The sequence below is a fragment of the Klebsiella sp. 141240 genome, assembly GCF_050600805.1.
GTDB lineage: Bacteria > Pseudomonadota > Gammaproteobacteria > Enterobacterales > Enterobacteriaceae > Klebsiella > Klebsiella aerogenes.
Map to the genome: position 1 here is coordinate 80,522 of NZ_JAQIRK010000011.1, position 26,350 is coordinate 106,871.

The following is a 26,350-nucleotide window of genomic DNA, read 5'->3' on the forward strand; positions in this document are numbered from 1 at the left end:
GAAGCGCCGCCACCCGGGATGCCTGTCAAAATAGCGTGTCGAGCTCGTCCAGCACGTTGTAGTCGTCATCGACCAGCAGCAACGTCTTCCACTTATCAAAGGTCAGACACGGGTGCGAGGTGCCGAACAGCAGAATATCGCCGACCTGCACATCGCTGCCAGGCGCCAGGCGCAGCATGCAGTGTTGATCCATGATGCCGATACTGACGATCGACTCCGCGCGCAGCGCTAACTCCTGGCCGTTACGATAATGGGCGATCGGCTGCGGCAGCCCGGCGTCGAAAGCGCAGTCGCGCTTGCCGAAATTCACCACCGCGCGATCCGCCTCCGGTACCGATTGCACCATCGCCATCAGCTCCAGCGCTGAAGTGAGATCGCCGGCGAGATCGCAGGCAATTGGATCGCGGGCGATCAGCTCTTGTTGTGCGAGATCGTAGATCCCGCGATCGTGGGTGATATAACAGCCAGGGCGGATGACGATACGGCAGCGGCGCGGTTTTGCCGCCGCCAGCCAGATGTTGCACACCACGTCATACCAGACGGTGCCCGCGCCGGTGAGAATAAATTCGCCGTCAACCAGCGGCTCCATGCGGCAGGCAAGCGCCGCGGCCTGCTGTAATAGCGCTTCCACCTGCGGCTGCGGATCGTCGCCGTGCAGCACCCCTTCATACAATTCCAGCCCGCGTAGCCGTAGTCCCGGCAGGTCGCTTACCCGCTGCGCCAGCGCCAGCGCGTCATCGACGCTACGACAGCCGCAGCGCCCGCCCGGCACGCCAAGTTCAATCAGCACATCCAGCGTTTGTCCTTGGGCGGCGAAAAACGCGGAAAGGGCGCGCACGTTGGCCTCGCTATCGACGCAGCAGATAAAATCCACTGCCCGATAGTGGGCTTTTAGCTGCGCGACCACCTGCATATTGGCCTTGCCGACCAGCTGATTGACCATCAGGACGCGTTGGATGCCGCTGGCCATCGCCGCGCTGGCCTGCCAGGCGCTGCCCACGCCGATCCCCCACGCTCCCGCTCGCTGCTGCGCCTGAAATATCCATGGCGTCATTGTCGTTTTACCATGCGGCGCCAGCGACACGCCGCGGGCGTCGGCATAGCGCTGCATCCATGAAATATTGTTTTCCAGCGCCGACTTTTTTAACAGCGCGGCGGGCAGACAGACCTCTTCCGCCAGCAGATTAGCCGGTGCGAACATGAGGGCGGATTTGTGCGGGATGAGCGGTGCTGAATGGTATTTCATAACACTATCCTTTCAGGGTTTATAATCGGTTAATCGCTGGGTATCATTTATAACTATTTGATAAATATATTTTTAATATAAAAATGTTATTCGTTTTGAATAAAAGTATCACAAAATGATCTGGGTTTTGCGTAGTTTTCCACTGTTTTTTGCGCTTGTAAATGGTTAACTTATCGGCATGTCGAAAGGGAGTAATTGCTATGAAAGTTGACTGGCTTTTCAAAAACGTCACGGTGATCGACGGGAGCGGCGGGCCGCAATACCGTGCCGATGTGGCGGTGAAGGGCGACCGAATAATGGCTATCGCCCCGGCGCTGGACGTCGCGGCGGAGCAGGAAATTGATGGCCAAGGGCGGGTACTGGCGCCGGGCTTTATTGATGTGCATACCCATGATGATATCAACGTTATCCGCATGCCAGAGTACTTGCCGAAGCTCAGCCAGGGGGTGACGACGGTGATCGTCGGCAACTGCGGGATTAGCGCGGCGACCGCTACCATGCGCGGGGAAGTGCCGGACCCGATGAATCTCCTCGGCGAGCAGCAGCACTTTATCTATCCCACCGTGGAGGCTTATGCCCATGCGGTGGAAGCGGCGCGACCGTCGCTGAATGTCGGCACGTTAATCGGTCACACCGCGCTGCGCAATAACCATATGGACGATCTGTTTCGTCCGGCGAACGAGACGGAAATCGCCGGCATGCGCGTACAGCTACGCGATGCGCTGCGCCAGGGGGCGTTAGGGCTCAGTACCGGGCTGGCCTATGCCAGCGCCTTCCAGTCGACTACCGAAGAGGTGATGGCGCTGGCGGAAGAGCTGGCAGCCGGGAAGGGCGTCTATACCACCCATTTACGCTCGGAGTTTGAGCCGATTCTCGAGGCGCTGGACGAAGCCTTCCGCATCGGCCGCCACGGCAACGTGCCGGTGGTGGTTTCGCACCACAAGTGCGCCGGGGCGAAAAACTGGGGGCGTACCAAAGAGACGCTGGCGTTTTTCGATGAGATGCGCCAGCAGCAGGATATCGCCTGCGACTGTTATCCCTACTCCGCCAGCTCGTCGACGCTGGATATGAAACAGGTGACCGACGAGTTTGATATCGTGATCACCTGGTCCGAAGCGCAGCCGGAACAGGCCGGGAAAACGTTGCAGCAGATCGCCGATGAGTGGCAGGTGAGCCTGCACGACGCCGCGGCGCGGCTGATGCCGGCGGGCGCTATCTACTACAACATGGATGAGCAGGACGTACGGCGGGTGATGCGCTATCCGGTCACCATGATTGGCTCTGACGGGCTACCGAACGATCCGATGCCGCATCCGCGCCTGTGGGGCGCCTTCCCGCGGGTACTCGGCCACTATAGCCGCGACGAGCAGCTATTCCCGCTGACTACCGCGGTACACAAGATGACCGGGCTGTCGGCGGCCCGCTTCCAGTTGGCGGATCGCGGGCTGGTGAAAATTGGCTACTTCGCCGACCTGGTGCTGTTTGACCCGCAGACGGTGCGCGATGTTGCTAGCTTCTCCGATCCGAAACGACCGGCGGACGGCATTGAGGCGGTGATGGTCAACGGCGTGATGAGCTACGGCAGTGATAAGAAAATTACCGGGCGGGCAGGGCGTTTCCTGCGCCGTCGGATGGACTAAGGAGTTGAATATGAGTATCAAACGTTATGGCGTAGAAGGCGGTACCGGAACCGGCGGTCAGCATCTGCCGTTCGCCCGCGCGGTGGAAGCCGGCGGCTGGCTGTACGTTTCCGGGCAGACGCCAATGAAAAATGGCGAAGTCGTAGAAGGCGGCATCGTCGAACAATCGCGGCTGGCGATCCAGAACTGCGTCGACATCATGAGCGAAGCCGGCTACGGCCTGGCGGACGTAGTGCACGTCAAAGTGATCCTCACCGACGCGCGCTATTTCCAGTCGTTCAATAAGGTATTTCGCGAGTTCTTTGGCGATAATCCGCCAGCGCGCATTTGCTGCGTGGCGGACCTGGTGGTGGATTGCAAAGTTGAAGTGGATGTGACCTGTTTTAACGCTGCACGACAATAACGCTCGAAACCTAAAAATAAATCCCTCCCTTCCGGGAGGGAGCATCAAAAAAGTGTGATATCGGCACCAGAGTGAATAAATAAATCGGTGCCACTGGGTTCGCTATGCCTTTTTTCAGGCATGGTTCCTGTTAACTCATAATATTCAGCGGCACGAATATTATTTATTACGTCTGGATGTGAGCCATGAATAATATGTCATTTATGATTTGGTTTTCCGTTTATGCCTGCGCGATGATTACCTTAGGTTGGTACGTTTCGCGCAAACAGAAAACCGGCGAAGACTTTTTACTTGGCGGCCGTTCGCTGCCGATGATCCTCACTCTCGGCTCGACGGTCGGCACCATGGTGGGCACCGGCTCCAGCGTCGGCGCCGTCGGCTTTGGCTACAGCAACGGCTGGGCCGGGATGCTTTACGGCCTCGGCGGCGCGGTGGGGATTCTGCTGGTGGCATGGTTATTCGCTCCGGTACGCAAACTTCGCTTCATGACCATGAGTGAAGAAATGTCGTATTACACCGGCGGCAGTAAAATAATTAAAAACCTCGTCGCGATACTTATTTTTATTGCTTCTATCGGCTGGCTGGGGGCGCATATATTAGGTGGCGGATTATATCTGGCGTGGGCCAGCGGCATTGATATTAATGTCGCAAAAATTATTATTGCGCTGGCTTTTGTGGTTTATGTCGGTATTGGCGGCTATTCCGCGGTGGTGTGGATCGATACCATTCAATCGATTGTACTGTTCGTCGGCTTTATTTTAATGGCGGTGCTGGCGGTTCATCACGTTGGCGGCTGGAGCCATATTCAGCAGGCCGTCGATCCGGCGGCGCAAAGCTTGTTCGCGGTCGATAAATTAGGCGTGTTGCCGGCGCTATCATTGGCGATGGTGATCGGCGTCGGCGTGCTGGCGACGCCTTCTTATCGCCAGCGCATTTACTCGGCGAAGACCGTCTCCTCGGTACGTCAGTCCTTCACGATTACCGGCCTGCTGTATCTGGGCTTCTCCTTCCTGCCGGCGATCATCGGTATGGCGGTATGGACCATGAACCCGCAGTTGGAAAACAGCGGCTTCGCCTTCTTATTTGCCACCCAGGTGCTGCCGCCGGTGCTGGCGATGGCGATCCTGATTGCCGGCATGTCGGCCAATATGTCTTCCGGTAGCTCTGATGCCATCGCCGCGGTGTCCATCATGCTGCGCGACCTCTACACCCTGGTGACCGGCCATATGCCCGCGCCGGAGAAAGCCATTCGCCTGTCGCGGATCTTCCTGGTTCTGGTGATTGCGCTGGCGCTGCTGTTTGCCCTGACCTCCAACGACATCATCAGCTATATCACCAAAATGATCTCGATGATTATGTCCGGCATGTTTATCTGCACCATGCTTGGTCGTTTCTGGACACGCTTTAACTGGCAGGGCGCGGTCGCCGCGCTGGCCGGCGGCGCTGGAGCATCGGTTGCGGTGCTGGTGGATAGCGACTGGCTGGCGTTCTGGGGCAACCCGTGTATTCCGGCGGTACTGACGAGCCTGGTGGCTTCGGTTGTGGTGACGTTACTGACCCCGGCCAGCAGCATGAGCCGCGAGCAGGCGCTGGAGATGATTACCCGCGAGCGTGAAAGCCGCCCAACGCCGCCGCCGCTGCCGATTGGCAAACGTCATACCTCACGCGGGTAAGGGGCAATCATGAACGAGTATATTGCCGTCGATTGGGGCTCTACGCAGCTGCGGGCATGGCGGATGCGTGATGGCGAATGCATCGACAAGCTGAAGCTGCCCTGCGGCGTCACGCGTCTGAACGGGCAGCGCGCCGAAGCGGTATTTCAGCAGCAGCTGGCGCCGTGGCGCGGCGACCCCGCGCTGCCGGTGGTGATGGCGGGGATGATCGGCAGCGATGCCGGTTGGCAACCGGTGCCTTATCTGGCCTGCCCGCTGGCGCTGGAGGCGCTCAACGGTCAGTTACATGAGGTGGCGGAAAACGTGTGGATCGTGCCGGGGCTGAAAGTGGCGCAGGCCGCAGATTACGACGTGATGCGCGGTGAAGAAACGCAGCTGCTGGGCGCCTGGCAACTGATGCCCGCGGAGTGTTACGTGATGCCCGGCACCCACTGCAAATGGGTGCAGGTGCAAAACGGCGTGGTGCGCCAGTTCGCCACGGCGATGACCGGCGAACTGCATCACCTGCTGCTTAACCATTCGCTGCTCGGCCAGCAACTGCCGGTACAACAACCCGATGACGCCGCTTTCGCTCTCGGTATGGAAAAAGGGCTAACTCAGCCAGCGCTGCTGGACGGGTTATTCAGCGCTCGGGCCGCGCGGGTGTTAGGCGCGCTGGCGGCGACTTCGGTGAGCGATTATCTCTCCGGGCTGTTGATTGGCGCGGAGGTGGCGACCTTTAGCGAACGCTATCGCGCCAGCCGCGTGGTGCTGGTTGGTGAGCACTCGCTCAGCACCCGTTATCAGCAGGCGATGGCGGCGCGCGGGTTAGCCGTTTCCTGTTGTTCCGGCGAGGCGGCGTTTCTTTCGGGTATAGCGAGGATGATTGATGGACAAGGTTAAACTGGTGGCGATTTTACGCGGTATTCAGCCTGGTGAGGCGGCGGAGCATATCGCCGCGCTTATCGATGCGGGTTTTCGCTATATTGAAATTCCGCTTAACTCGCCGGACTGGCAGCAAAGTATTCCGGCGATGGTGCGCCAGTTTGGCGAGCGGGCGGTGATTGGCGCGGGGACGGTGCTGAAGGTTGAACAGGTTGATTTTCTGGCTGAAGCCGGGGCGAAACTTATCGTGACGCCCAATACGGCCCCGGCGGTGATCCGCCGCGCGGTAGATAAGGGGATGTTGGTGTGCGCCGGCTGCGCGACGGCCTCGGAGGCGTTTAGCGCGCTGGATGCCGGGGCGCAATGGCTGAAAATCTTTCCGTCATCGGCATTCGGCCCGGACTATATCCGCGCGCTGAAAGCGGTGTTGCCGCCGGAGGTGCCGGTGCTGGCGGTCGGCGGCGTGACGCCGGAAAATCTGCCCAGCTGGCGTCAGGCGGGCTGCGCGGGGGCAGGGCTAGGCAGCGATCTCTACCGCGCCGGGCAGCCGTTGGCGCGTACCCGCCAGCAGGCGCAACGCTTTATCGCCGCCTGCGGCGATTAATCGCCGAGCGGCAGTCGGTCGACGCCGTCGCGGTGGTCGTCGAGCGCCAGCTTAATGCGGCGCAGGCGGTCTTTCGCCTGCGGTTTATTGGCCATCGCCAGCTCGGTGGCCAGCACATCTACCATCGCCAGCATCGCATAGCGTGAGGCGCTGGGCTTAAAGATATAGTCGTTTTCGCTCACCAGAAGCGGCAGCACGATATCGGCCTGCGCCGCCAGCGGCGTTTCCGGCGGGGTAATAGCGACAATTTTCGCCCCGTATTGCCGGGCGATAGCGGCGCTTTCAATCATCTCTTTGGTATAGCCGCCGAGCGACAGCACAATTACCACATCTTTCGCCGTCACCGCCGAACTCATCATGCGTACCAATAGGCCGTCGCTCTGGCTGACTACCGGCAACCCGAGGCGGAACAGGCGATACTGGATCTCCTGCGCGCAGATGGTCGAGCCGCCGCCCATACCCAGCGCAAGCACCTGGCGGGCGTCGCTAATCCATTCCACCGCGCGTTTCAGCGCCGCAAGATCCAGCGCCCGGCGGTTGGTTTCCAGTACGCTAATGATCGATTCATAAATTCCCTGTACGCCTTCCAGATCCGGTACGTCGAGAATAAAGCGCTGACCAATGGCCAGCGACTGGGCGAGCTTCATTTTCAGTTCGCGTACGTCTTTACAGCCCAGCGCACGCGCAAAGCGCGTCACCGATGCCTGGCTGGTGTCGGTCAGGCGCGCCAGTTCGGCAATCGGCATTTCCGCCGCGGCGGCGACGTCGTCGAGAATAAACTGCGCAATGCGCTTTTCGGTCGCGGTCAGCGCCATAAAGCGGTCGGTGATGCAGGAGATGATATCGATCGAGTAGGCCATTCCGGGTATCAGGTTATGTATTAGGTTATGTATTGGGAATGGTACTTTGTACCATATACCGGTGACAAAATCAGCGCGGCGCCTCTCGCGGCGTTAAAAATCAAGGCGCATCGCACAGCGGGTTTCCGCCGTCAGGCCATGCTCCGTTTCCAGCGCGCGTTTCGCCGCCAGCCCTTCGGGTAGGCGCAGTTCATTGAGGATGGTGAAGCCCAGCCGGGTATAAAAGGGCGCGTTCCACGGCACCTCGCGAAAGGTGGTGAGCGTCACCGCCGGGAAGCCGTCGCGGCGGGCGTTGTCGATAGTTTGGCTAAGCAGGGCGCGGCCAATACCCTGGCCCTGCCACTGCTGGTGGACGGAGATTTCTACAATAAACAGGGCATCGTCCAGCGGCTCGCTCAGCAGGAAACCAACGGGCCTGTCGTCAGCAAGCGCCAGCAGGCTATGGCCGGTTTCCAGGTATTGCCGGTGCTGTTCAACGCTCATTACCGGGCTTTCCGCCAGCCAGGCGAAAGCGGGAATGCGCGCAAAGGATTGTGCCGCCGAACGCTCCAGCGCGGGCAGCAGCGGCAGATCGCCTTCTTCGGTCAGGCGAAAAGTGAAAGTGGGGTTTATAGTGTTAGTTTTCATCGCCTCAGCATAGCAGCCTCAGGGAGAAATGCATGGAGTTCACCGCCGTTCCTGCCGTCCAGTTTAGCGGCGCGCAGTTGACTACGATTTTGAATGACTGCTTTGCCGATTATCTGGTGCCGGTATCGATGTCGGTAGATCTGTTTGTACAGCGCTTTAGCGCCGAAGGGTTAAACCTGTTGCAGTCTAAGGTGTGGCTGGCAGGAGATGAACCGGCGGCTATCGGGCTCATCGCCCGCCGCGGGCGCGATGCGCGACTGGCGGCTTTTGCTATTCATCCCGGATTTCGCGGCAAAGGACGAGGGCGACAATTGATGACCTCGCTTATCGCCGATTTACGGGTTCAGGGCGTACAGCGAATGTGGCTGGAGGTAATCCGCGATAACCACCGGGCGGTGGCGCTGTATCAGTCATTGGGCTTTGCGGTGCGTCACGGGCTGTGCGGCTATCTCAGCGAGACGCAAGCGGAGCCGCGTGAGTCTCCCCTGGAGGATTACGATTTGCTGAGTCTGCTGCGTCATGCAAGCCTGGAGCAGGAAGGACAACTGCCGTGGCTGCTGGATCCACTGACCTTTATTACCTTGCCATGTCGGGCGTTGACGCTGCAGCAGCAGGCCTTCGCCGTGCTGGCAACCACTGCCAGCAAGCCGCAGCTGCAGTTTTTATGGCTGACGCCGGCGGCGCGCGGACGCGGGCTGGGGCGGGAAATGCTGATCGCGCTGGCTCAACAGTTTCCGGGATTAAGCACTTCGGTGACCATCCCGGAAACCTTCACGCCGCTGTTTAAATCGGCGGGTTATGCGCCGCTGGCGCTGCAGCAGTACGAGATGTGCCTGCGCTTGAACTAGCCCGGCGCAGACGCCGGGCCGTAGGTGTTAACCTTCGCGACCGACGATTTTAATATCCACCATGCCAATGCCCAACTGGCGCGGCGCGTGGCCGACAATATTGCCTTCGTTGGTGGACTGCGGCTCCGGCGGAGTGATAGTTAAGGTGTTGCTGCGCGCCGGATTGTCGAAATGCAGCGTCGTCGTAGTCACTTCATTGGCTAAAGTAAGTACTTGCTCACTTTTCCCGACGCGCACCGGTATTGGCTGGTTGGCGTTCGGGCCGAAGGCCTTGGCGGTGATCACCAGATCGAATTTTTCCGGCAGCGGTTCTTTATATTCAATCTTCACTTCGTCACCGAGCTGGGCGTTGGACCAGCGTCCCCACAGCTCAGGCCGCGAGATGCCGCTGAACTGTTTGACCTCCTCCGGCGCGCCGGCGACATTAAACACAAAGCTATCGGCTTTATAGCGAATATCGTTATCGACAATTTTCAACGTATCGACGTTGCCTTTGTAGCGCTCCATATCGATAACGGTATCTTTGAAGGCGGTTTTGCCCTGCCATTGCGGCTTGTCGACGTGCTGTACCTGCTGTTCGCCGCCCAGCTGACCTTGCGAGACGCACCAGTCGGTGGACAGCGCCAGTTCCGGCCGCCACAGTTGGCCCATCTTGTAGCAGCGGTCGACCCATACGAAATTGTCGCGTGGGGCGAAGTCCGCCAACTGGAAGCGCAGCGGCGCGGAATACTCGCTTTCCGGAATCGGCTCGACGCGCTGATCCGAGACCCGTAGCAGCAGCGGCAGACGGAAATGGCTACCGGAGAATGAGATCATGTTCTTCTGCGAGTCGATGCTGAAGCTCTTAATCTCCTTCGGGAAATTCCACAGACGAATGACGTCCGGTTTCCATGCCAGCACCTTCTCTTTCATGTTCATGAAGATAGTGGAGAGCGATTCTGCGGAAAGGCTGCTGCGGCCAAGGCCGATATAGTTATCGCCGCCGAGAATATCCAGCACCGTCGCGCCGTTATCCATGGTATTACGCTTCACGGCCAGCACATCCTGCTGAGGCTGGTCGCCGCGCAGGATAAAGAACAGATTACTGCGATCCTGTTTGTTCAGATAATCCCAGGCGCTGTTTTTCATCGCCAGATGATCGGACGAGACCACGATGACCGTATTTTTGAAGTACGGCGAGGCCTTAATCTTTTCAATTAGCGCGGCGATGTGCTCCTGGCTACAGGCCACGGCGCTGAAGGAGAGATTCTTTTTGCCATCCATGTCATAGCGTTTACGCTCGCAGGTGCGCGAAATAAAGCCGTCAGGATGGTGGGTATCGACGGTGAGGGCGAACAGCGAAAAGCGTTTGCCGGATTGGGAGAGTTCTTCGAACTTTTTCCACGTTTCGTCAAGCACGGTGTCGTCGTAGAAGCCCCAGTCGTTGCGGTAGGACGGGTCGGCCACCGTTGTTTTCAGCTCTTCCGCGCCGTACAGGTGATCGAAACCGTGGGATTTGAGGAAAACGTCTTTACCGGCGAAGCGCAGGTTGGCGCCCTGTACAAAGTAGTTTTCGTAACCGGAATTTTTCAGGATATCGCCGAGACAGATATTTTGCGGGAAGAAGCTGGATACCGCCGCGGAAGCGTTGCCTTCGAACGGCGCGAACAGCGGAATACCACACTGGGAAGCGACCATACCGGCGATGGTGTAATCGGTGCCGGGAAGCTGTGCGGTATTGCTGAAATCCAGTCCTTCGCTTTTGATTTTACCCAGTTCCGGCGTGAGCTCCGGGAAAGCCTCGTTATTGAAATAGGTGCGCTCCAGGCTCTCGCCGTAGATATAGACCAGATTCAGCTGCGGATTGTTGATGCTTTTCGACGGCTCTTTGTAGTAAGCCGTGAAGTCCGGATCGCCGTCGCGGGACTGCGATTTCACGAGTTCGGTGATTTGGCGGAACGCCGGGCTGGCGTCGACGGAGGCCAGCGCCAGTACCAGCGCTATCAGGCTGTAGCCAAAGTGATGCGGATGGTGGCGGCGACGGCGTAATATCCAACCGAGGGCGCCAAATACGGCGACCAGCGCCAGCACCAGACCGATACCCGGCAGAATATATTTACTGACGCCCGCGCCGGTCAGGCTGTTGGTCAGGGTATAGAGTACCGCGTCGTTAATACCGTCGCCGGTGAAGTAGTCGCTGGCGTAGAGGGTGATATTGAGCACAACAAACAGCCCCAGCACCGCAAGAGTGGCAGAGAACCACCAGGTATTGCGACCGGCTTTCCAGGCATAGATCACCACCGAGGCGAGAAACAAGGCGATGGATAACAACTCTGACACAGCTAACCCTCATGTGCGCCAGCGGCGGGCTGGCCGGATAGATCGATTTTCACGCTACACTGTAATGGCAGCGTCTTTCTGCTGCAATTGTAGTGTCATGAAAGTGTGCTGTGATTCAGAATTGGTTTAGAAAGCGTCTTTTTTGTACGATGTCTCATCCTGTCGTCACGGGGAAAACAGGAGCAGAAAAGTAAAAATAGCGATTGCGGCCGCGCTGGCGACGCTAAAGCGCCAAACGCGGCATCGGCGGGGAAATTTAAGACAGGAAGTTAACGCCCTGTTTCAGTACCAGGTCACAGGCCTTAGTCTTCACTTTTTCAGCCAGCGGGCTGCTGCCCAGGGTGTTCAGATTCAACTGCTGGCCGTTATTACTGCTCAGCAATCCCTGTAGCCCTTCCAGATAACCGGTATCCTGTTTCTGTTTCTCCGGCGTGCTCAGGCCAAGCTTATCCAGTACCTGGTTTTTCACGTTGTCGGCGTTGGTGACCGAGGTCAGTTTTTTTTGCGCGCAATAAGAGAGAACGCCGGCGGCATTGTTCATGCTGCTGGAGGTGAGCGCCTGGTTGCCGCCGTTGAGCAGGCTGGTTAAGGACGACATCGACATACCACCGCCGCTTTGCTGGGAACTGCTGCTGAGCTGGCTGGCGGCGCTATTGAGTGAGTCCTGCCAGGAGGCGGCGTAGGTGGGGGCCGCCATCAACGCGCCGGCTGCGATAGCGGCGCAAAAAGCTGTCTGCAAAGATTTCATAAACGTACTCTTCGTCGTTACTTAAGAATCTCTTCAGTATAACGCCGCTTGAGCTCGGAAATCTCTCAATACTCTTTACCGGTAACGCGATCGCGGTAGCTATCCCAGGTGAAGTTTACCCACAGGCTATTACCAAGGCGCATGCGATCCATGACGCGTTCGCCGAGCAGTTTGTTCATTTCATCCATGGTACTGTTGGTCAGCATGCCGGTCGGGCGTTTCGAGGAGGAGCGACGATCGACAATCTGGTTGATGATCACTTTCTCGTAGCGCGATTCGGTTTGCATACCGATTTCGTCGATAACCAGCAGATCGACCCGGCTCAGGTCGCTTAGCAATTGCTCTTCGCTGGTTTCCCGATTACCAAAGGTATCTTTCATCGCCGACATAATATCGGCGACGGTGATGATTAATACCGATTTACCGCGCAGCAGCAGCTCGTTGCAGATAGCGGCGGCAAGATGATTTTTACCGGTGCCCGGCTTGCCGGAGAAGATAAAGCTCGCAATATTGCCGTCAAACTCTTCAACGTACTGGCGGGCGCGGGATAGGGCTATCATCTGCCCGTCGTTTTCGACCCGGTAATTATCAAATGAACAGTTCTGATGTAATGGACGGATCCCGGAGCGGTTAAAGGTGCGCTGCATTTTCATCGCCCGATTTTCCCGCTCCAGCGCCTCTGAACGCAGCTTACCTTGCTCTTTTTGCCAGGCCAACAGCTCTTCGCCGGTTTTAAACGCCGGTTGCACGTGGGCTGGCATCATTTTTTGCAGGCGCTTCATGAGATCGCCAACGTTTTTCATGCTCATCCTCGGAAACCTCGCGGGATCTGGTTATCGGGTTCGCTAATGGTGTTCACATCGCGCTTCGGCTGCCCGCCGTTGCTGGCGCGGCCGATTTGCACGCTACGCGCCAGCTTTTGCTGCCACTGCACGTGGTGGAAAACTTTGCCTTCCGCCTGCCAGTAGGCGACAAAGGCAGCCAGTTCTTCAGGGGTGACCGGCTGCGTCAGGGCGATGCCCCACAGCGCCGCCAGACGCTGAAAATCGGTATCCGGCTGCCAGCCGGCATACATGGCGAATTTCCCCATCGGCACGGCGACGGGCGCGGCGCTCGGCTCGTCAAAGAACTGCGCATCCAGCGCGATATCGCTGGTGGGGCGCGCCAGTTTCGCTTCCAGTTCCAGCAACTGCGCCAGGCGCTCCGGCGTCAGCGCGTAAAACGCCGGGGCGTTATTGGCAAACACGGCGACGGCGCCGCTGGCTGATTTTTGCAGCCTGGCCGCGTGGTTCTCGACGAAATCGTCAAGACCGCAAAAGTCGGTGGTTAAAATTCGTGAAGACATAACGCTATCTCAACTCTGAACAGCAAAGAGTGGGGGAATTGCTGACATAGTAGCATAGTGCGAGGCCAGGAAGCAGCGCTGCCGGTTATACGCGCGGGCGTTTGCGATAGAGCCACAAACCGGGAATAGATAGCCCGATAGAGAGCGCCCCGACGATGGAGGAGGCTTTTAAAAAGTTGCTCAACAGCATAATCATCATCTCTTCGGAGTAACCAAAATGGCTGATTTTAACGGCCGAGATCATCGCCGTATAAGCCGAAATCCCAGGGAACATCGGGATCACTGCGGCGACGGTAAATATCTTCGGGTGCGCCAGATACCAGCGCGACCATTGAATGCCGATACTGCCAACCAGTAACGCGGCGAGAAAGGTGGCCCATTCTATATTGAAGCCTGCGCTCATCATTATCATCCGCGAGCCGTGGCCGATAGCCCCCAGTAACGCGCACCAGCGCAGCGCGCGCTGTGGAACGTTGAACACCATCGCAAAGCCGACGGCAGGGATGGCCGCCAGCGCCATATCCTGCGCCAGGTCGAAAAGATAAGAGATTATGCCCATCCGCGTAGCCCCCACACGGTCATTGCCATCACCACCCCAATACAGGTCGCCAGCGTCAGCAGGCTGGCGATCGCCCAGCGGGCCAGCCCGGTATTAATATGGCCCTTGAACATATCGGCCACGGCGTTAATTAACGGAAAGCCGGGAACCAGCAACAGCACGCTGGCGGCCATGGCGATAGTCGGCGTGTCGCTAAAGGCCGGCAGACGCAGCATCAGCCCGGAAATCGTGGTAGCGACGAAGGCGGTAATGCAGAAATTAATCTGCGGATGCATGGAACGATGGGTCAGCAGCTGGCGAATATACATGGCGACGGTGCTGGCAAAGAAGGTAACCACCGCGCCATCCCAGCCGCCGTTGTTCAATTTACAAAAGCAGGCGCAGGAGAGGCCAACCATCAATACCAGCAGCCAACGCGGGTAGCGCAAGGGTTTGATCTGCGAAAAGCGCTTCTCGACATCTTTGTAATCCAACAGCTTATGTTCGGCCATGATCACGATATGTTGTACCTCCGTCACCACGTGCATGTTAATTCCGCGATCGCTGTTTTTGCGGGTAGAAGTCAGGCATTCACCATTTTTAATCGTGGTGAGCACAATCGCGTTAGAGGAGATGGCGCTCTCAACGCTATCCATACCTAACGCTCGCCCGAGGCGGGTAGAAAGCTCCTCAACCAGCGCGCTTTCCGCACCGTGCTGGAGTAAGTAAAGGGCACACTGGATGCACAACCGGGTGACGGCGCGCTGCTCTGATTTATCTGCCTGCATAAGTACCTGCTGTCCGCGTCTCTATTAATACTTGTACCTGAACTCCACCCCGTTGTGCGGCGTGCCGGATCAAACAATGTGCAAAAATTGCTCCATCAATGGCGTTGGCTGAAATTTGAACCGCGCCACACTTTCACCACTTCGTTGGAAAGTGCAATTTTTACCGCCATTCATCCCTTCTTTTTCCCGTTTGAGTTATCAAAAATGCATCTGTGAACTTTTAATAAACAAAAAACAAACAAATAATTAACTTTCGAGAGCGAGTACCCTATGAGAACACAGGTTGCCATTATTGGCGCGGGCCCTTCGGGGCTGCTGTTAGGCCAACTGCTGCATAACGCTGGTATTCATACCGTCATCCTTGAACGTCAGAGTGCGGAATATGTGCTGGGGCGCATCCGCGCGGGGATACTTGAAAACGGTACCGTCGAACTACTGCGTGAAGCGGGGGTGGCGAAGCGCATGGACGCGGAAGGGCTGGTTCATCATGGCGTGGAGTTTTTATTTGAAGGCCAGCGGGTACCGGTACCGCTTAGCGAGTTGACCGGCGGTAAAAGCGTGATGGTTTACGGTCAGACTGAAGTCACCCGTGACCTGATGGCGGCAAGACGCGACAGCGGCGCGGCGATTATCTATGGCGTTAGCGAGGTGGCAATCGAGGATGTTAAGAGCGACCGGCCGGTGGTCTCCTACGTGAGCGGCGGCGAAAAGTGTCGACTGGAGTGTGACTTTATTGCCGGTTGCGATGGTTTCCACGGCGTTTCGCGGCAAAGTATTCCACGTGACATTCTCAAAGAGTATGAAAGCGTGTGGCCGTTTGGTTGGTTAGGTTTGCTGGCGGATACGCCGCCGGTGAATCCGGAGCTGATTTACGCTCATCACGAACGCGGATTTGTATTGTGTAGTCAGCGCTCACTCACCCGCAGCCGCTATTACCTGCAGGTGCCGCTAAGCGATAGCGTCTCGGCGTGGTCTGATGAACGCTTCTGGGATGAGCTAAAACGCCGCCTGCCGGAGGATCTGGCAAATAAGTTAGTAACTGGTCACTCACTTGAGAAGAGCATTGCGCCGCTGCGCAGTTATGTCGTTGAGCCGATGCAGTACGGCAGACTGTTTCTGGTCGGAGATGCCGCGCATATCGTGCCGCCAACCGGCGCAAAGGGGCTGAATCTGGCGGCGTCGGATGTCAATTATTTATGGCGGATCCTGCGCGAATATTATCACCATGGCCGCGCGGATCTTATTGCCAGCTATTCGCGCTTTGCTCTCGACCGCGTGTGGAAAGGAGAAAGATTCAGCTGGTTTATGACTCGCCTGTTGCACGACTTTCCTGAACAGAATGAATTCGATAAAAAAATGCAGGCCGCCGACCGCCGCTACTATCTGGGTTCTCGAGCCGGGCTAACGACCATTGCCGAAAATTATGTGGGGCTGCCGATGGAGCGCGTCACGTAACGACAAACGAAAACTGGAGAGACCATGTTAACCGCGAACACGATTCCCGTTTTTACCCTGTATGGCGAAGAGCGCGGTTGGCCGACGCCGGATCTGCTGCATTGCGAATCCATTTTGCAGCGCAGCAGCCTTTATGAGTGGCATATCCGCGTACATCAACATGCCGAAATGGTGCAGCTTTTATATCTGCATAAGGGGCGCGCTGAAATTGAAATCGAAGGCGTCACCAGGGTGATGACCGAAGCCTGTATACAGGTCGTGCCGGCATTATGTATTCATGGCTTTCGTTTCTCGCCCGGCACGCAAGGGTTTGTCCTGTCGCTGTCGCAGCCGTTGCTGAGCCGCTTTGAAAGCCAGTTTGGGCGCACGCTTGATGTGCTATCGCAGCCGCAGTGCGTGGCGGTGAAACGCTCCCGCGGCCATATTCGTTCGTTGTTTACCGCCTTACGTGAAGAATATTGCGAAGAGCATGATGCGCGCGAAATGATGCTCCATTCGCTGCTGGGAGCGCTATTAGTATGGTTAAACCGCCAGTGCCGGCCGACACCCGTGACAGAAGACAAAGCCGAACGTAAGCGCAGCGTCATGCGCCATTTTTCCCGTCTGATTGAAAGCCACTACCGGGAACATCTGCCGCTGGCTGAATATGCAAAGCTAGTGGGGCTTTCCGCAACGCATTTAAATTATTTGTGTCGTGAATTTCATGGCTGCAGCGCATTAGGCGTATTACATCAACGTTTAATGTTGGAAGCGCGGCGTAACCTGCAATATACCAGCATGACTATCACCCAACTTTCTGATTATTTGGGGTTTACTGATGCTGCTTATTTTTCGAGATTCTTTCGACGATATAGTGGGGTCTCACCGAAAGCATTTAGGAAAGAAATTAAATAAATTATTTATTTAATTCTTAAGGTAATTTTTCTAATGAGGCTTTTAATTTTTTCTAATTTATTGATGGCATCATTTTGTGTTAGGGTAAATCGTTGGTGAGAGTAATGCAAAAATATCCCTCACGGTTATGGAATTAACTTCAGGGCATACGTCATGCCCACCAGGGACGATAAAGATTCAATTGGCGAAATAATATTATAGTAGCCATTCATCCGTTATTTATTTCGGGTGTGAATCTTTGACAGGAGGTGGAGGTTTTATGTTGCCAGGACAAGGTAAATTTGGCGTCATCATTAGTAGAATACCGGTTATGCAATCGGGTTTGAAGGCTATTTTAAGGGAGCATCTCCCTGATTACGATCTGAGTTTCTGTGGTTCACAGGATGAACTCACGCTGCTTCAGCTTCGCCGCGCCGTGCTGGTTCTCGTCGACCTCTCCGGTCACATTGAACGCCCGCGAGATATTTGTGAGCATTATTATTCGTTAATGAATCAATACCGGGATATTCACTGGATCTTTATGGTTGGTCACTCCTGCTTCCCACTGGCAGTTGAGTTTCTGATGCGGCCGGAAAGTTCTCTGATTTCTGATAGCGAGCCGGTCAAACGTTTCATTGAGGTTATCCGAGCTGGTAAAGCTTCTGCCGAAAGAATTAGCCAGACACTCTTTTCACCCGAGATGGACAACTTAGGTGATGATGCTAGCGATACGGTCATCTTAACCTTTTCAGAGCGCAAAGTGTTGCGGTTACTGGCAAAAGGGTGGGGAATTAACCAGATTGCTGCCTTGTTGAAAAAAAGCAATAAAACGATAAGCGCGCAGAAAAATAGCGCCATGCGCCGACTTTCGTTACGCAGTAATGCAGAAATGTATGCCTGGATCAATAGCGCTCAAGGAATGAAGGAACTGAATCTGTATTCAGCCTATGGAGATAACACGGAATGGAAAAAAATCTCACAACACGATGTGTCGCTATCGTAGAAAAATGCGCAATGACTGAGATGGCGCTTCGTTATATTTTAGATAATGAAGCAGGTAAAAAATATAGCATTCATTTTTATAAAGATACTCAGGCCTTAAAGCGTGAATTCGCTTCCAAAAACTTTATCGCCGTTATTTTTTCTCTTTCCGGTAGCCGACGTATTCGTCTGGAAAGCCTGCTTTTTTTACATGAAATAGCGCAAACGCGACCCGAAATACAGCGAATTGTACTGGCGGATAATACGGCGGAAATGCGTCTGATCAGTCATCTGACACCTTCAAGCCCGCAAACGATTCTGAATAAATCATCTTGCCTTACTCGTCTGCAGGAACGTTTACTGCAGCTGATCGAGCAGGCGCCATTGGATAAAGAAAGCATTCTGGAGCGCAGCTACAGCTCCTGTGGGCAAATTCTTAGCCCGACGGAGCATACGATACTGCGTTATATGACCTATGGCTATTCATTGCCCGAAATTGCCACCCAGCTTGATAGAAATATCAAAACCATTCGCGCACATAAATTTAACGCGATGACCAAACTGGGCGTTAACTCTGATATTGGCCTGCTTAGCGCGGCGGACATTCTGCTGTGTCTGCCGGCGAATAACGACGATGGGCCAGGAATGTGCCTGGCGCAATAACCGGCAAGTTACAGGCAGACGTCCACCCAATCGGCTTCTGTCAGTTGTGCCATGCGCTCAGGCGAAATTCGTACCGCACTATGAATTGCCCCTGCTGCCGGTAGAACTTCGGCGTACTGCTTGAGTGAAACATCGCAATAGACCGGCAGAGGGTTTTCCAGGCCAAACGGACAGACGCCGCCGACGGGGTGGCCGGTTAGCGTAACGACTTCATCACTGCTGAGCATCCGCGCTTTTGCCCCGAAGGCGTCTTTCAGCTTCTTATTATCAAGGCGAGCATCGCCTTTAGCGACGATCAATATAACCCGTTCTTTTACCTTTAAGGATAAAGTCTTAGCGATTTGCCCCGGCTCGACACGATGCGCGGCGGCGGCAAGCGCAACGGTCGCCGTACTTTGATTCAACTCGATGATTTCAATATCGGGGGCATGCTCAGCAAAAAACTGCCTCACGGACTGCAGACTCATGGGGTTCTCCTGGTAGTTATCCGCTTAAATCTGTCACAAGGCCGGAAATCTGTAAATATTGTCGATGGATAATCAGGAATTATTCTGATTTCTGGATCTTCTTCACAATCGCCGCAACCGGTTACTGTAACCGGTTGCAGGATCGCGCTCGTCGATGAATACTGACATGGTAACTCCCTGTACCAAAGATAACTAACAGCCGCGCATGAGATCCTCCTGCTGGCATTATGGCAACCGTCAGTCCCGGTCAGCCACAATCCGTCTGCAGTTAATTTCAGCATAGCGGCAAGATTACCGTTGTTGGTCCTGTTTCGATAGCCTGTCAGGAGGGCTGCTATGTCTGCAAACCATGCTGCGTTTAATCTGATATTTCGCTTTGTAGAGAACTATATAAGTCCCGTTGCCGGGCGCATTTCATCGCAGCGCCACGTCATGGCTATTCGTGACGGATTTATCTCGGCCATGCCGTTTATGATTGTAGGCTCCTTTCTCTTGGTCTTCGCCTATCCGCCGTTTTCACCGGATACCACCTGGGGCTTCGCCCGCGCCTGGCTGGATTTGGCCAAAGAGTTCGAAGGACGCATTCTGACGCCTTTTGATATGACCATGGGCATCATGTCTATTTATATCTGCGCGGCGATTTCCTACAACCTGGGCAAACATTATGAAAAGGCGTACCAGCTCGATCCTTTCATGTGCGCCATGCTGTCGATCATGGCCTTTCTACTGATCGCTGCGCCAAAAACCAACGGCACTCTGCCGGTTGATAGCCTGGGAGGTACCGGGATCTTTACCGCGATCCTGGTCGCGATTTACTGTGTTGAGATGATGCGTTTCTTAAGGGCGCACAACATCGGGATCCGCCTGCCGGATCAAGTGCCGCCGATGATCAAAAACTCTTTCGATCTGTTGATCCCGGTTCTGGTGGTGGTACTGACGCTCTATCCTCTGAGCTTGTTTATCCAGCATCATTTCGACCTGCTGATCCCGCAGGCCATTATGGCTATCTTTAAGCCGCTGGTATCCGCCGCGGATTCATTACCGGCTATTCTGCTGGCAGTGTTGATTGGCCACCTGCTGTGGTTCGCAGGGATTCACGGGGCGGCGATTGTTTCCGGTATGCTGCAGATGTTCTGGCTCACTAATCTGGGGATGAACCAGCAGGCTCTGGCGCAGGGCGCGCCGCTGCCGCATATTTTCATGGAAGCGTTCTGGACGTTCTTTATTGTCGTAGGCGGTTCTGGCGCCACGATGGGCTTGGTGTTCTGTTATCTACGCAGTCGTTCTGCGCATTTGCGCTCTATTGGTCGTTTAAGCGTGGTGCCAAGCCTGTTTAACATTAACGAGCCGGTTATCTTCGGTACGCCTATCGTCATGAACCCGGTATTCTTTATTCCGTTCCTGCTGGCGCCGATGGTTAACGCGGTGATTGCCTGGGCGGCCATGAAGTTGGATCTGATAGGCCGAGTTATCTCGGTCGTACCGTGGACGGCGCCGGCGCCGATTGGCGGCGCATGGGCTCTGGGATGGGATTTCCGCGCGGCGATCCTGGTCGTTATTCTTGCCTGCGTATCGGCAATCATCTACTTCCCGTTCTTTAAGGTGTACGAAAAGCAACTGCTGGCGCAGGAAGCTGAAGAGGCGCAGCGCGCCGAGCAGGAGAACGAGCAGACCGCATAAAATAACAACGGGCGGCATATTGCCGCCCGTCAGATGATTACTTTAACGTGCAGTCGCCGCATTGCTGAACGTCCGGCAGGCGATAACGTTGACAGCAAGTTCGGCGTACCAGTAGCCCTTCGCGCACGACTACCGTCCGCCACAGCGGATTATCCTCGCCACTGGCCTGTTGTTTTGCAAAAAAACAGTGTTGACGTAGCGCGTTAACCTGCTCGTCGCCAAGCAGATTTTTCATTTCACCGAGATACCAGTTAATCAAATAGCCGGTATTGCTCCAGATAAGCTTACCGTTAATGTCGCCGGTAGCTTCCAGCGCTTCCACCACCGGCTTCAGGGCTTTATTGACCAACATATCCATACGCGCTTGCGCGGAAAGCATTAGCGCATCATGGTCGGCATGCACGTCAATCCAGAAGCAAGCCGCGCGCCCGCTTTCATGGAACTCAACGCGAAAATGCTCCGGTTCAAGGCTAATAGCTTGTTCTTCTGTTAGTAACGCCAGCATCAGCGGCGGTACCAGCAGGCCGATATACCACTGCGCCCAGAGTGACAGCAGGGGTTTTTGTTCACGCGGCTGGCCGGGCTGATGGCGATAAATATGATCGGAATAGGTGGCCAACAACGAAATGAGGGTGGTGGGTTGCGACCATTCCGCGAGGGTCAGGGTAAGCGGCGGCGCTTCTTCATCCAGACGCAGGAAATCCAGCAGATGCGGGCGTACCGCCGCGATCTTTTCCCGTATCGCATTCGCCAAAGCGTGCTCGACGGGCGCAAGCGGCGCACGCCAAATAATATCATCGCTGAAGGAGAAGGTACGGTAAGCCATCAGATTTCCAGATACAAATCTAAATGATAATGATTGCTGATACTAGTTGTTCAGCGCAGGGAGCGCAAGCGATTTGTCAGCGCCGCGTATCCCTTGCGGCGGGCTGGAAGCGTTAGTTGACGAGAATGATATTACGCCCCTGATTTTTGGCTTCATATAGCGCGCTATCGGCGCGTTTTATCGCACTGTCGATATCGCCATCCACCAGCGGGGTCATACCTATACTGATGGTGACATTGGTAGCGACGCTCTCGTTAAAACGATGCGCGATTTTTAAATCGTAAACCCGCTGGCGAATGCGTTCTGCCGTCTGGAAGGCGGTTTCCGCCGTGCTACTGGTTAGCACGACCATGAACTCTTCACCGCCAAAGCGAGCGACGATATCGCGTGAGCGCACGGAATTACGAATCGCCGCCGATACCTGGATTAACGCCTGGTCGCCCATCATATGGCCATAGTTATCGTTGTAGGCTTTGAAATGGTCAATATCCAACAGCAGGATGAAATGTTCGCGCGAATCCACTGCCAGGATGTTATCCATCCGGTTTTGCAAGCCGCGACGGTTATAAAGACCGGTCAAAGGATCAAGCATACTGAGATCGTTCAGGGTGTTACGCTCTTGCAGCAATTTATCCATTAGCCCTTGGGTAAAATTATCGCTGCGCTTTTGCATAATGTTTTGCAACGTAATCCCGGCAACAGGCAGGACAAAGCAGTAAAACATCCGCAGCCATTGTTCACCGCCAGCCAGCGCCAGACACACCATAAAAGTCGGTAGAGAATGTAGAGTAAAGGCGATGATATTGTTAGAAAAAGCGATAGTTCCAATAAACAGGATGCTTAATAAGGCAATAACCAGAAAGTTAAAATGCGGAGGGGGTAACAATGAGGATTTTATTACGATGTGCCAGGCCCATAGCACGCCAAATAACAGAGAAATAACAGGAATATTTATTTTCTGTTTTGGGAATTTCCAATTCCATAACAATAAGCCCATGCTGGCCGCACAGATCAGCGCACTCGGCAATGTGACGGTGACAATGGTAAACAGCGGGCTGAACAGCGCCAGAGCAGCAGAAACACAATTAAGTAATAAAAAAAGTCGTAAGGAATACTGATATTTTTGCTCATAATGAGCCCGCCAGGTTTGTGCAGTCATATAGGTACTATCATTATTAGTAGTTAAGTTTCAAGATGATGGCTGCCAAAGGGGGAAAATATAAAACAATGCATAATATAAGGATATCTGCGCAAATGATCAGACAATTTAATATATAGATTTAATTTGCTTAATTTATCATCCCAATGAATGTATGTCATTACCCCTGAGTGCAAGAGTAATAAAAGTTGAACGCCCTGAGATGACAAATGATAAAAATTATCATATGATATTGGTTATCATTATCGTTGTAAGAGGCAAAACCATGTTGCAGCGAGCTTTAGGGAGTGGTTGGGGAATTCTGCTGCCGGGCGTCCTGGTGATGGTGTTAGGCATGATTGGTCTGCCGGTGGAAGCCTGGCGCGTGATGATTGCTTTGGGGTTATTACTATCGGCGGCTATGATCTGGCACCGTCAGTTGCGTCATTTCGTACTGTTGCCGTCAAGCGTAGCGTTGGTTAGTGGAATAATGCTGATAATGTTGAATTTGAAGCTGATGGGATAAAACAGAGAAGGGTAAGAATATTGGTGCGAGGGGGGGGACTTGAACCCCCACGTCCGTAAGGACACTAACACCTGAAGCTAGCGCGTCTACCAATTCCGCCACCTTCGCACAGTATTCTTAATCTGATATCGCCTCGTTGGTGCGAGGGGGGGGACTTGAACCCCCACGTCCGTAAGAACACTAACACCTGAAGCTAGCGCGTCTACCAATTCCGCCACCTTCGCACAGTGCGAGCGATATCAACGTGGATTATGGTGCGAGGGGGGGGACTTGAACCCCCACGTCCGTAAGGACACTAACACCTGAAGCTAGCGCGTCTACCAATTCCGCCACCTTCGCATACCATCGACACTATAAAAAGTATCGTTACCACGGAGGCGCATTCTAGTGGTTTTCGGCGACACGTCAATAGTTAATTATGCAGGTTTTATCGATTGCTGCAAAAATCGGCTATTCAGAGCGGAGGGAAGTACCGGCGGCGCATTGGGAGCGCCGCCGGCAAGGAACAATGATTATTTCTTCGCCTGGCGAGTCATCACCGTGCGGTAAACTTTGAAACGGCCGGTTTGGGCGATCACTTCGTGGAAGCCAAACGTCTCATCCAGGACCTGCGGATACGGCAGGAAGGCGTTGGCGACGATACGCAGCTCGCCGCCGCTGTTCAGATGGCGGACCGCGCCGCGGATCAGCGCCTGCGCCGCTTCCAGGCTGGTTTGCAGGCCGTCGTGGAATGGCGGATTTGAGATGATCATGTCAAAACGGCCGCTGACCTCAGAGAAGACGTTGCTGGCAAAGACCTCGCCTTCAAAACCATTCGCGGCAAGCGTCGCGCGGCTGGCTTCAACCGCCGGAGCGCTGACGTCGCATAGCGTCAGGCGTACCTTCGGCGAATGGCTGGCCAGTACCGCGGCCAGCACCCCAGCGCCGCAGCCGACATCAAGCACTTTACCTTTGGTATGCGGTTGCAGGGTTGACAGCAGCAGTTGGCTGCCAACATCAAGGCCGTCGCGGCTGAACACGCCCGGCAGCGTTTTAATGGTCAGGTTATCAAGCGCGTACTCGTTCCAGTACTGTTCGGCGTTGAAGGAGGGCTGTTTTTCCAGACGGCCGTGGTAGAGACCGCAGCGGCGGGCGCTATCCACTTTATTCAGCGGCGCGTATTCGGCGAGCATTTGCTCGGCGCTACGTACGCCGCTGCGGTTTTCGCCGATCACGAAAATATCGATCCCTACCGGCAGCAAAGAGAGCAGGTTCATCAGTTGGAACTGCGCTTCCGGCTTGTTCTTCGGCCAGTAGTAGATCAGGGTGTCGCAATCGGCGACGTCGGCGGCCTCGGCCACTAAGCTAAAGCGAACGTTGTCGCCCATTTGGCGATTCAGGACCTGCCAGTGGTGGAATTGTTGGGTGTGAGCGCGGCTGGCCGCGGTATCCAGACGTGCAGGCAGGTCATCCTGCAGGTCACCGGCAAACAGAACGCGGGCGGACTCGAAATCATCACTGTGGCGCAGCAAGACTTCACTTGCCGGGGTAAAAGCTGACATGAAACACTCCTTCAATAAGACTGGCGCCGATTATAGTAGTTTGTTGGCGCAGATACGACGGATTTGCTATATTGCGCGCTTGTTTAACAGGAGTGTTTCGCTATGACTTCCCGACGAGACTGGCAATTACAGCAACTGGGAATTACCCAGTGGTCGCTGCGTCGCCCGGGGGCGTTGCAGGGCGAAATCGCTATCTCGCTTCCTGAACATATTCGTCTGGTGATGGTGGCGGAAACCCCGCCGTCGCTGACTGAACCGCTCATTAGCGATATTCTGCGCGCGCTCTCGATTCGCGCCGATCAGGTACTGCAGCTTACGCCGGACCGGGTAGCGATGCTGCCGCAAAATAGCCGCTGCAACAGCTGGCGACTGGGCTGCGAGACGCCGCTGTCGCTGGCGGGCGCCCAGGTCTCGACGCCCGTTTTTGATGAACTTCAGAGCAGCGCGCCGGCTCGCATCGCGCTCTGGCAACAAATCTGCGCACATGAACACGATTTCTACCCTCAGCACGGCTGATTTATCCAAAGCCTGGCAAATCGAAAAACGCGCTCACGCTTTTCCGTGGAGCGAACAAACCTTTGCCAGCAATCAGGGTGAACGTTATCTGAATTACCAACTAGCAGTCGATGGGGAAATGGCGGCATTTGCCATTACTCAGATTGTTCTTGATGAAGCGACGCTTTTTAACATCGCCGTCGACCCCGCATACCAGCGCCGCGGCCTGGGACGGGAACTGCTGGAACATGTTATTGATGAAGTTGAAAAACTCGGCGTCGCCACGCTGTGGCTGGAGGTGCGGGCATCGAATGTCGCCGCCATCGCGCTCTACGAAAGCTTAGGCTTTAACGAGGCGACTATCCGCCGCAATTACTACCCTACGGCCGACGGGCGTGAAGACGCAATTATCATGGCTCTGCCAATCAGTATGTAAGACAAGGTGAAACGATGAAATGGGACTGGATTTTCTTTGATGCCGATGAAACGTTGTTTACGTTTGATTCTTTCAGCGGCTTACAGCGGATGTTTCTCGACTATAGCGTGACATTTACCGCCGAAGATTTTCAGGACTATCAGGCCGTTAATAAGCCGCTGTGGGTGGATTATCAAAACGGCGCCATCACCTCGCTACAATTACAGCATCAGCGTTTTGATAGCTGGGCGGAACGGTTGAACGTCCCCCCGGGCGAACTGAACGACGCTTTCATGAATGCGATGGCAGAAATCTGCGCGCCGCTGCCGGGCGCCGTATCGTTGCTGGATGCGCTGCAGGGCAAGGTAAAAATGGGCATCATCACCAACGGTTTTACCTCGTTGCAGCAGACTCGTCTGGAGCGTACCGGCCTGCGCGATCATTTTGATTTGCTGATTATTTCTGAGGAAGTCGGCGTCGCGAAGCCGGATGTGCGTATCTTCGACTATGCGCTGGCGCAGGCGGGTAATCCGTCGCGCGACAGGGTATTGATGGTCGGCGATACCGCCGAGTCGGATATCCGCGGCGGCGTCAATGCCGGGCTTGCCACCTGTTGGCTGAATGCGCACCAGCAAACGCTGCCGGCAGACCTGCAGCCCGACTGGACGGTGACCTCTTTAAGCGAACTGGAGCAACTCCTGTGTAAACACTAATTGCCTCCCCCCCATTGATGGGTAAAATAGCCGCAATTTTTCGTATTCCACATGCGCGGCCCGTTGCCGCGTTT

General features: G+C 55.1%; 29 protein-coding genes and 3 tRNA genes. 15 read left to right on the top strand and 17 right to left on the bottom strand.

The window, feature by feature from the left end:
- Positions 1 to 25 precede the first annotated feature (25 nt).
- Positions 26 to 1,246, bottom strand: a complete 1,221-nt coding sequence (locus PGQ95_RS18470; RefSeq protein ID WP_430918991.1) for an amino acid deaminase — start codon at positions 1,244 to 1,246, stop codon at positions 26 to 28.
- 43 nt (positions 1,247 to 1,289) lie between these two features.
- Positions 1,290 to 1,469 (bottom strand): hypothetical protein, encoded by a 180-nt coding sequence (locus tag PGQ95_RS18475; protein WP_042929906.1) that lies wholly within the window; start codon positions 1,467 to 1,469, stop codon positions 1,290 to 1,292.
- Between PGQ95_RS18475 and PGQ95_RS18480 the strand changes: the two genes are divergently transcribed.
- From PGQ95_RS18480 to PGQ95_RS18500, 5 genes are all read left to right on the top strand, one after another.
- Positions 1,447 to 2,886 (top strand): N-acyl-D-amino-acid deacylase family protein, encoded by a 1,440-nt coding sequence (locus tag PGQ95_RS18480; RefSeq protein WP_087858234.1) that lies wholly within the window; start codon positions 1,447 to 1,449, stop codon positions 2,884 to 2,886. The genes PGQ95_RS18475 and PGQ95_RS18480 overlap by 23 nt on opposite strands.
- Before the next feature lie 10 nt (positions 2,887 to 2,896).
- Positions 2,897 to 3,289 (top strand): RidA family protein, encoded by a 393-nt coding sequence (locus PGQ95_RS18485; RefSeq protein WP_015368415.1) that lies wholly within the window; start codon positions 2,897 to 2,899, stop codon positions 3,287 to 3,289.
- Between the two features lie 185 nt (positions 3,290 to 3,474).
- Positions 3,475 to 4,962, top strand: coding sequence for a sodium:solute symporter family protein (locus tag PGQ95_RS18490; protein ID WP_020079685.1), 1,488 nt, complete (start codon positions 3,475 to 3,477; stop codon positions 4,960 to 4,962).
- A 9-nt stretch (positions 4,963 to 4,971) separates the two neighbouring features.
- On the top strand, positions 4,972 to 5,844 hold the full coding sequence (locus PGQ95_RS18495) for a 2-dehydro-3-deoxygalactonokinase (protein WP_048230082.1): 873 nt from the start codon (positions 4,972 to 4,974) through the stop codon (positions 5,842 to 5,844).
- Positions 5,831 to 6,430, top strand: a complete 600-nt coding sequence (locus PGQ95_RS18500) for a 2-dehydro-3-deoxy-6-phosphogalactonate aldolase (protein WP_368750033.1) — start codon at positions 5,831 to 5,833, stop codon at positions 6,428 to 6,430. The genes PGQ95_RS18495 and PGQ95_RS18500 overlap by 14 nt, the downstream gene beginning before the upstream one ends.
- On the opposite strand, the gene PGQ95_RS18505 is transcribed toward PGQ95_RS18500, so the two are convergent.
- Positions 6,427 to 7,290, bottom strand: coding sequence for a MurR/RpiR family transcriptional regulator (locus tag PGQ95_RS18505; RefSeq protein WP_015368411.1), 864 nt, complete (start codon positions 7,288 to 7,290; stop codon positions 6,427 to 6,429). The genes PGQ95_RS18500 and PGQ95_RS18505 overlap by 4 nt on opposite strands.
- A 93-nt stretch (positions 7,291 to 7,383) precedes the next feature.
- Positions 7,384 to 7,917 (bottom strand): GNAT family N-acetyltransferase, encoded by a 534-nt coding sequence (locus tag PGQ95_RS18510; protein WP_316425152.1) that lies wholly within the window; start codon positions 7,915 to 7,917, stop codon positions 7,384 to 7,386.
- Between the two features lie 32 nt (positions 7,918 to 7,949).
- On the opposite strand from PGQ95_RS18510, the gene PGQ95_RS18515 reads away from it, so the two are divergent.
- Positions 7,950 to 8,765, top strand: coding sequence for a GNAT family N-acetyltransferase (locus tag PGQ95_RS18515; RefSeq protein ID WP_213317825.1), 816 nt, complete (start codon positions 7,950 to 7,952; stop codon positions 8,763 to 8,765).
- A 27-nt stretch (positions 8,766 to 8,792) separates the two neighbouring features.
- Here PGQ95_RS18515 and opgB read toward each other — a convergent pair whose 3' ends face one another.
- The 6 genes from opgB to PGQ95_RS18545 form a co-directional block, all read right to left on the bottom strand.
- Positions 8,793 to 11,084: a phosphatidylglycerol--membrane-oligosaccharide glycerophosphotransferase gene (gene opgB / locus PGQ95_RS18520; protein WP_213317826.1), complete on the bottom strand. Its 2,292-nt coding sequence runs from the start codon at positions 11,082 to 11,084 to the stop codon at positions 8,793 to 8,795.
- 256 nt (positions 11,085 to 11,340) lie between these two features.
- Positions 11,341 to 11,832, bottom strand: coding sequence for a DUF2501 domain-containing protein (locus PGQ95_RS18525; protein WP_015368407.1), 492 nt, complete (start codon positions 11,830 to 11,832; stop codon positions 11,341 to 11,343).
- A gap of 65 nt (positions 11,833 to 11,897) precedes the next feature.
- Positions 11,898 to 12,635: a DNA replication protein DnaC gene (dnaC, locus tag PGQ95_RS18530; protein WP_026612409.1), complete on the bottom strand. Its 738-nt coding sequence runs from the start codon at positions 12,633 to 12,635 to the stop codon at positions 11,898 to 11,900.
- A gap of 2 nt (positions 12,636 to 12,637) precedes the next feature.
- A complete protein-coding gene (gene dnaT / locus PGQ95_RS18535) occupies positions 12,638 to 13,177 on the bottom strand; it encodes a primosomal protein DnaT (RefSeq protein WP_087858226.1) in 540 nt (179 codons plus the stop codon).
- A gap of 85 nt (positions 13,178 to 13,262) precedes the next feature.
- Positions 13,263 to 13,736: a threonine/serine exporter gene (locus PGQ95_RS18540; protein WP_348854255.1), complete on the bottom strand. Its 474-nt coding sequence runs from the start codon at positions 13,734 to 13,736 to the stop codon at positions 13,263 to 13,265.
- Positions 13,727 to 14,503 (bottom strand): threonine/serine ThrE exporter family protein, encoded by a 777-nt coding sequence (locus PGQ95_RS18545; protein WP_087858225.1) that lies wholly within the window; start codon positions 14,501 to 14,503, stop codon positions 13,727 to 13,729. Before PGQ95_RS18545 ends, PGQ95_RS18540 begins: the two co-directional genes overlap by 10 nt.
- A 270-nt stretch (positions 14,504 to 14,773) precedes the next feature.
- Here PGQ95_RS18545 and pobA point away from each other — a divergent pair, with 270 nt between their 5' ends.
- The 4 genes from pobA to bglJ all read left to right on the top strand — a co-directional run bounded on the left by pobA (position 14,774) and on the right by bglJ (position 18,475).
- Positions 14,774 to 15,958 carry a 4-hydroxybenzoate 3-monooxygenase gene (pobA, locus tag PGQ95_RS18550; RefSeq protein ID WP_213794989.1) on the top strand — a complete coding sequence of 395 codons (1,185 nt, stop codon included), beginning with the start codon at positions 14,774 to 14,776 and terminating at the stop codon, positions 15,956 to 15,958.
- A gap of 24 nt (positions 15,959 to 15,982) precedes the next feature.
- Positions 15,983 to 16,852 carry a helix-turn-helix domain-containing protein gene (locus PGQ95_RS18555; RefSeq protein ID WP_087858223.1) on the top strand — a complete coding sequence of 290 codons (870 nt, stop codon included), beginning with the start codon at positions 15,983 to 15,985 and terminating at the stop codon, positions 16,850 to 16,852.
- Positions 16,853 to 17,111: 259 nt separating this feature from the next.
- Complete coding sequence (locus PGQ95_RS18560) at positions 17,112 to 17,834, top strand: helix-turn-helix transcriptional regulator (RefSeq protein ID WP_087858222.1); 723 nt, start codon at positions 17,112 to 17,114, stop codon at positions 17,832 to 17,834.
- Positions 17,795 to 18,475: a DNA-binding transcriptional activator BglJ gene (bglJ, locus tag PGQ95_RS18565; RefSeq protein WP_228306553.1), complete on the top strand. Its 681-nt coding sequence runs from the start codon at positions 17,795 to 17,797 to the stop codon at positions 18,473 to 18,475. Before PGQ95_RS18560 ends, bglJ begins: the two co-directional genes overlap by 40 nt.
- A gap of 8 nt (positions 18,476 to 18,483) precedes the next feature.
- On the opposite strand, the gene PGQ95_RS18570 is transcribed toward bglJ, so the two are convergent.
- Positions 18,484 to 18,942 (bottom strand): YbaK/EbsC family protein, encoded by a 459-nt coding sequence (locus tag PGQ95_RS18570; RefSeq protein ID WP_087858220.1) that lies wholly within the window; start codon positions 18,940 to 18,942, stop codon positions 18,484 to 18,486.
- 336 nt (positions 18,943 to 19,278) lie between these two features.
- Here PGQ95_RS18570 and PGQ95_RS18575 point away from each other — a divergent pair, with 336 nt between their 5' ends.
- A complete protein-coding gene (locus PGQ95_RS18575) occupies positions 19,279 to 20,622 on the top strand; it encodes a PTS sugar transporter subunit IIC (protein ID WP_213317829.1) in 1,344 nt (447 codons plus the stop codon).
- A gap of 37 nt (positions 20,623 to 20,659) precedes the next feature.
- Here PGQ95_RS18575 and fhuF read toward each other — a convergent pair whose 3' ends face one another.
- On the bottom strand, positions 20,660 to 21,448 hold the full coding sequence (gene fhuF, locus PGQ95_RS18580) for a siderophore-iron reductase FhuF (protein ID WP_087858218.1): 789 nt from the start codon (positions 21,446 to 21,448) through the stop codon (positions 20,660 to 20,662).
- Between the two features lie 112 nt (positions 21,449 to 21,560).
- Positions 21,561 to 22,607, bottom strand: a complete 1,047-nt coding sequence (locus PGQ95_RS18585; RefSeq protein WP_430918998.1) for a GGDEF domain-containing protein — start codon at positions 22,605 to 22,607, stop codon at positions 21,561 to 21,563.
- Between the two features lie 265 nt (positions 22,608 to 22,872).
- On the opposite strand from PGQ95_RS18585, the gene PGQ95_RS18590 reads away from it, so the two are divergent.
- Positions 22,873 to 23,112 (top strand): DUF1435 domain-containing protein, encoded by a 240-nt coding sequence (locus tag PGQ95_RS18590; protein ID WP_123273287.1) that lies wholly within the window; start codon positions 22,873 to 22,875, stop codon positions 23,110 to 23,112.
- 21 nt (positions 23,113 to 23,133) lie between these two features.
- Here the strand turns inward: PGQ95_RS18590 and PGQ95_RS18595 are convergent.
- The 4 genes from PGQ95_RS18595 to rsmC form a co-directional block, all read right to left on the bottom strand.
- Positions 23,134 to 23,220, bottom strand: a tRNA-Leu gene (locus PGQ95_RS18595).
- Positions 23,221 to 23,249: 29 nt separating this feature from the next.
- A tRNA-Leu gene (locus PGQ95_RS18600) sits at positions 23,250 to 23,336 on the bottom strand.
- A gap of 28 nt (positions 23,337 to 23,364) precedes the next feature.
- A tRNA-Leu gene (locus PGQ95_RS18605) sits at positions 23,365 to 23,451 on the bottom strand.
- A gap of 173 nt (positions 23,452 to 23,624) precedes the next feature.
- On the bottom strand, positions 23,625 to 24,653 hold the full coding sequence (gene rsmC, locus PGQ95_RS18610; protein ID WP_087858215.1) for a 16S rRNA (guanine(1207)-N(2))-methyltransferase RsmC: 1,029 nt from the start codon (positions 24,651 to 24,653) through the stop codon (positions 23,625 to 23,627).
- A 102-nt stretch (positions 24,654 to 24,755) separates the two neighbouring features.
- Between rsmC and PGQ95_RS18615 the strand changes: the two genes are divergently transcribed.
- Genes PGQ95_RS18615 through yjjG form a run of 3 tightly spaced genes read left to right on the top strand, consistent with a single transcriptional unit; the run spans position 24,756 to position 26,276 of the window.
- Entirely contained in the window at positions 24,756 to 25,169 is a 414-nt protein-coding gene (locus PGQ95_RS18615; RefSeq protein ID WP_015368390.1) for a DNA polymerase III subunit psi, read from the top strand.
- The gene (rimI, locus tag PGQ95_RS18620; protein WP_087858214.1) at positions 25,138 to 25,584 is read left to right on the top strand and encodes a ribosomal protein S18-alanine N-acetyltransferase; all 447 of its coding nucleotides are present in this window, start codon (positions 25,138 to 25,140) and stop codon (positions 25,582 to 25,584) included. Before PGQ95_RS18615 ends, rimI begins: the two co-directional genes overlap by 32 nt.
- Positions 25,585 to 25,598: 14 nt before the next feature.
- Positions 25,599 to 26,276 (top strand): pyrimidine 5'-nucleotidase, encoded by a 678-nt coding sequence (gene yjjG / locus PGQ95_RS18625; protein ID WP_411325758.1) that lies wholly within the window; start codon positions 25,599 to 25,601, stop codon positions 26,274 to 26,276.
- Positions 26,277 to 26,350: the final 74 nt, after the last annotated feature.

What these genes read in the sequence shown, in the direction of transcription:
- PGQ95_RS18585 (WP_430918998.1), bottom strand. Translation starts at nt 22,607, where the DNA reads ATGACTGCACAAACCTGGCGGGCTCATTATGAGCAAAAATATCAGTAT.
- PGQ95_RS18495 (WP_048230082.1), top strand. Translation starts at nt 4,972, where the DNA reads ATGAACGAGTATATTGCCGTCGATTGGGGCTCTACGCAGCTGCGGGCA.
- dnaC (WP_026612409.1), bottom strand. Translation starts at nt 12,635, where the DNA reads ATGAAAAACGTTGGCGATCTCATGAAGCGCCTGCAAAAAATGATGCCA.
- PGQ95_RS18555 (WP_087858223.1), top strand. Translation starts at nt 15,983, where the DNA reads ATGTTAACCGCGAACACGATTCCCGTTTTTACCCTGTATGGCGAAGAG.
- PGQ95_RS18525 (WP_015368407.1), bottom strand. Translation starts at nt 11,832, where the DNA reads ATGAAATCTTTGCAGACAGCTTTTTGCGCCGCTATCGCAGCCGGCGCG.
- PGQ95_RS18570 (WP_087858220.1), bottom strand. Translation starts at nt 18,942, where the DNA reads ATGAGTCTGCAGTCCGTGAGGCAGTTTTTTGCTGAGCATGCCCCCGAT.
- PGQ95_RS18505 (WP_015368411.1), bottom strand. Translation starts at nt 7,290, where the DNA reads ATGGCCTACTCGATCGATATCATCTCCTGCATCACCGACCGCTTTATG.
- dnaT (WP_087858226.1), bottom strand. Translation starts at nt 13,177, where the DNA reads ATGTCTTCACGAATTTTAACCACCGACTTTTGCGGTCTTGACGATTTC.
- yjjG (WP_411325758.1), top strand. Translation starts at nt 25,599, where the DNA reads ATGAAATGGGACTGGATTTTCTTTGATGCCGATGAAACGTTGTTTACG.
- PGQ95_RS18510 (WP_316425152.1), bottom strand. Translation starts at nt 7,917, where the DNA reads ATGAAAACTAACACTATAAACCCCACTTTCACTTTTCGCCTGACCGAA.
- PGQ95_RS18615 (WP_015368390.1), top strand. Translation starts at nt 24,756, where the DNA reads ATGACTTCCCGACGAGACTGGCAATTACAGCAACTGGGAATTACCCAG.
- PGQ95_RS18480 (WP_087858234.1), top strand. Translation starts at nt 1,447, where the DNA reads ATGAAAGTTGACTGGCTTTTCAAAAACGTCACGGTGATCGACGGGAGC.
- PGQ95_RS18500 (WP_368750033.1), top strand. Translation starts at nt 5,831, where the DNA reads ATGGACAAGGTTAAACTGGTGGCGATTTTACGCGGTATTCAGCCTGGT.
- PGQ95_RS18590 (WP_123273287.1), top strand. Translation starts at nt 22,873, where the DNA reads ATGTTGCAGCGAGCTTTAGGGAGTGGTTGGGGAATTCTGCTGCCGGGC.
- PGQ95_RS18575 (WP_213317829.1), top strand. Translation starts at nt 19,279, where the DNA reads ATGTCTGCAAACCATGCTGCGTTTAATCTGATATTTCGCTTTGTAGAG.
- PGQ95_RS18470 (WP_430918991.1), bottom strand. Translation starts at nt 1,246, where the DNA reads ATGAAATACCATTCAGCACCGCTCATCCCGCACAAATCCGCCCTCATG.
- PGQ95_RS18560 (WP_087858222.1), top strand. Translation starts at nt 17,112, where the DNA reads ATGTTGCCAGGACAAGGTAAATTTGGCGTCATCATTAGTAGAATACCG.
- rsmC (WP_087858215.1), bottom strand. Translation starts at nt 24,653, where the DNA reads ATGTCAGCTTTTACCCCGGCAAGTGAAGTCTTGCTGCGCCACAGTGAT.
- PGQ95_RS18485 (WP_015368415.1), top strand. Translation starts at nt 2,897, where the DNA reads ATGAGTATCAAACGTTATGGCGTAGAAGGCGGTACCGGAACCGGCGGT.
- bglJ (WP_228306553.1), top strand. Translation starts at nt 17,795, where the DNA reads ATGGAAAAAAATCTCACAACACGATGTGTCGCTATCGTAGAAAAATGC.
- rimI (WP_087858214.1), top strand. Translation starts at nt 25,138, where the DNA reads ATGAACACGATTTCTACCCTCAGCACGGCTGATTTATCCAAAGCCTGG.
- PGQ95_RS18515 (WP_213317825.1), top strand. Translation starts at nt 7,950, where the DNA reads ATGGAGTTCACCGCCGTTCCTGCCGTCCAGTTTAGCGGCGCGCAGTTG.
- PGQ95_RS18490 (WP_020079685.1), top strand. Translation starts at nt 3,475, where the DNA reads ATGAATAATATGTCATTTATGATTTGGTTTTCCGTTTATGCCTGCGCG.
- PGQ95_RS18540 (WP_348854255.1), bottom strand. Translation starts at nt 13,736, where the DNA reads ATGGGCATAATCTCTTATCTTTTCGACCTGGCGCAGGATATGGCGCTG.
- pobA (WP_213794989.1), top strand. Translation starts at nt 14,774, where the DNA reads ATGAGAACACAGGTTGCCATTATTGGCGCGGGCCCTTCGGGGCTGCTG.
- fhuF (WP_087858218.1), bottom strand. Translation starts at nt 21,448, where the DNA reads ATGGCTTACCGTACCTTCTCCTTCAGCGATGATATTATTTGGCGTGCG.
- PGQ95_RS18545 (WP_087858225.1), bottom strand. Translation starts at nt 14,503, where the DNA reads ATGCAGGCAGATAAATCAGAGCAGCGCGCCGTCACCCGGTTGTGCATC.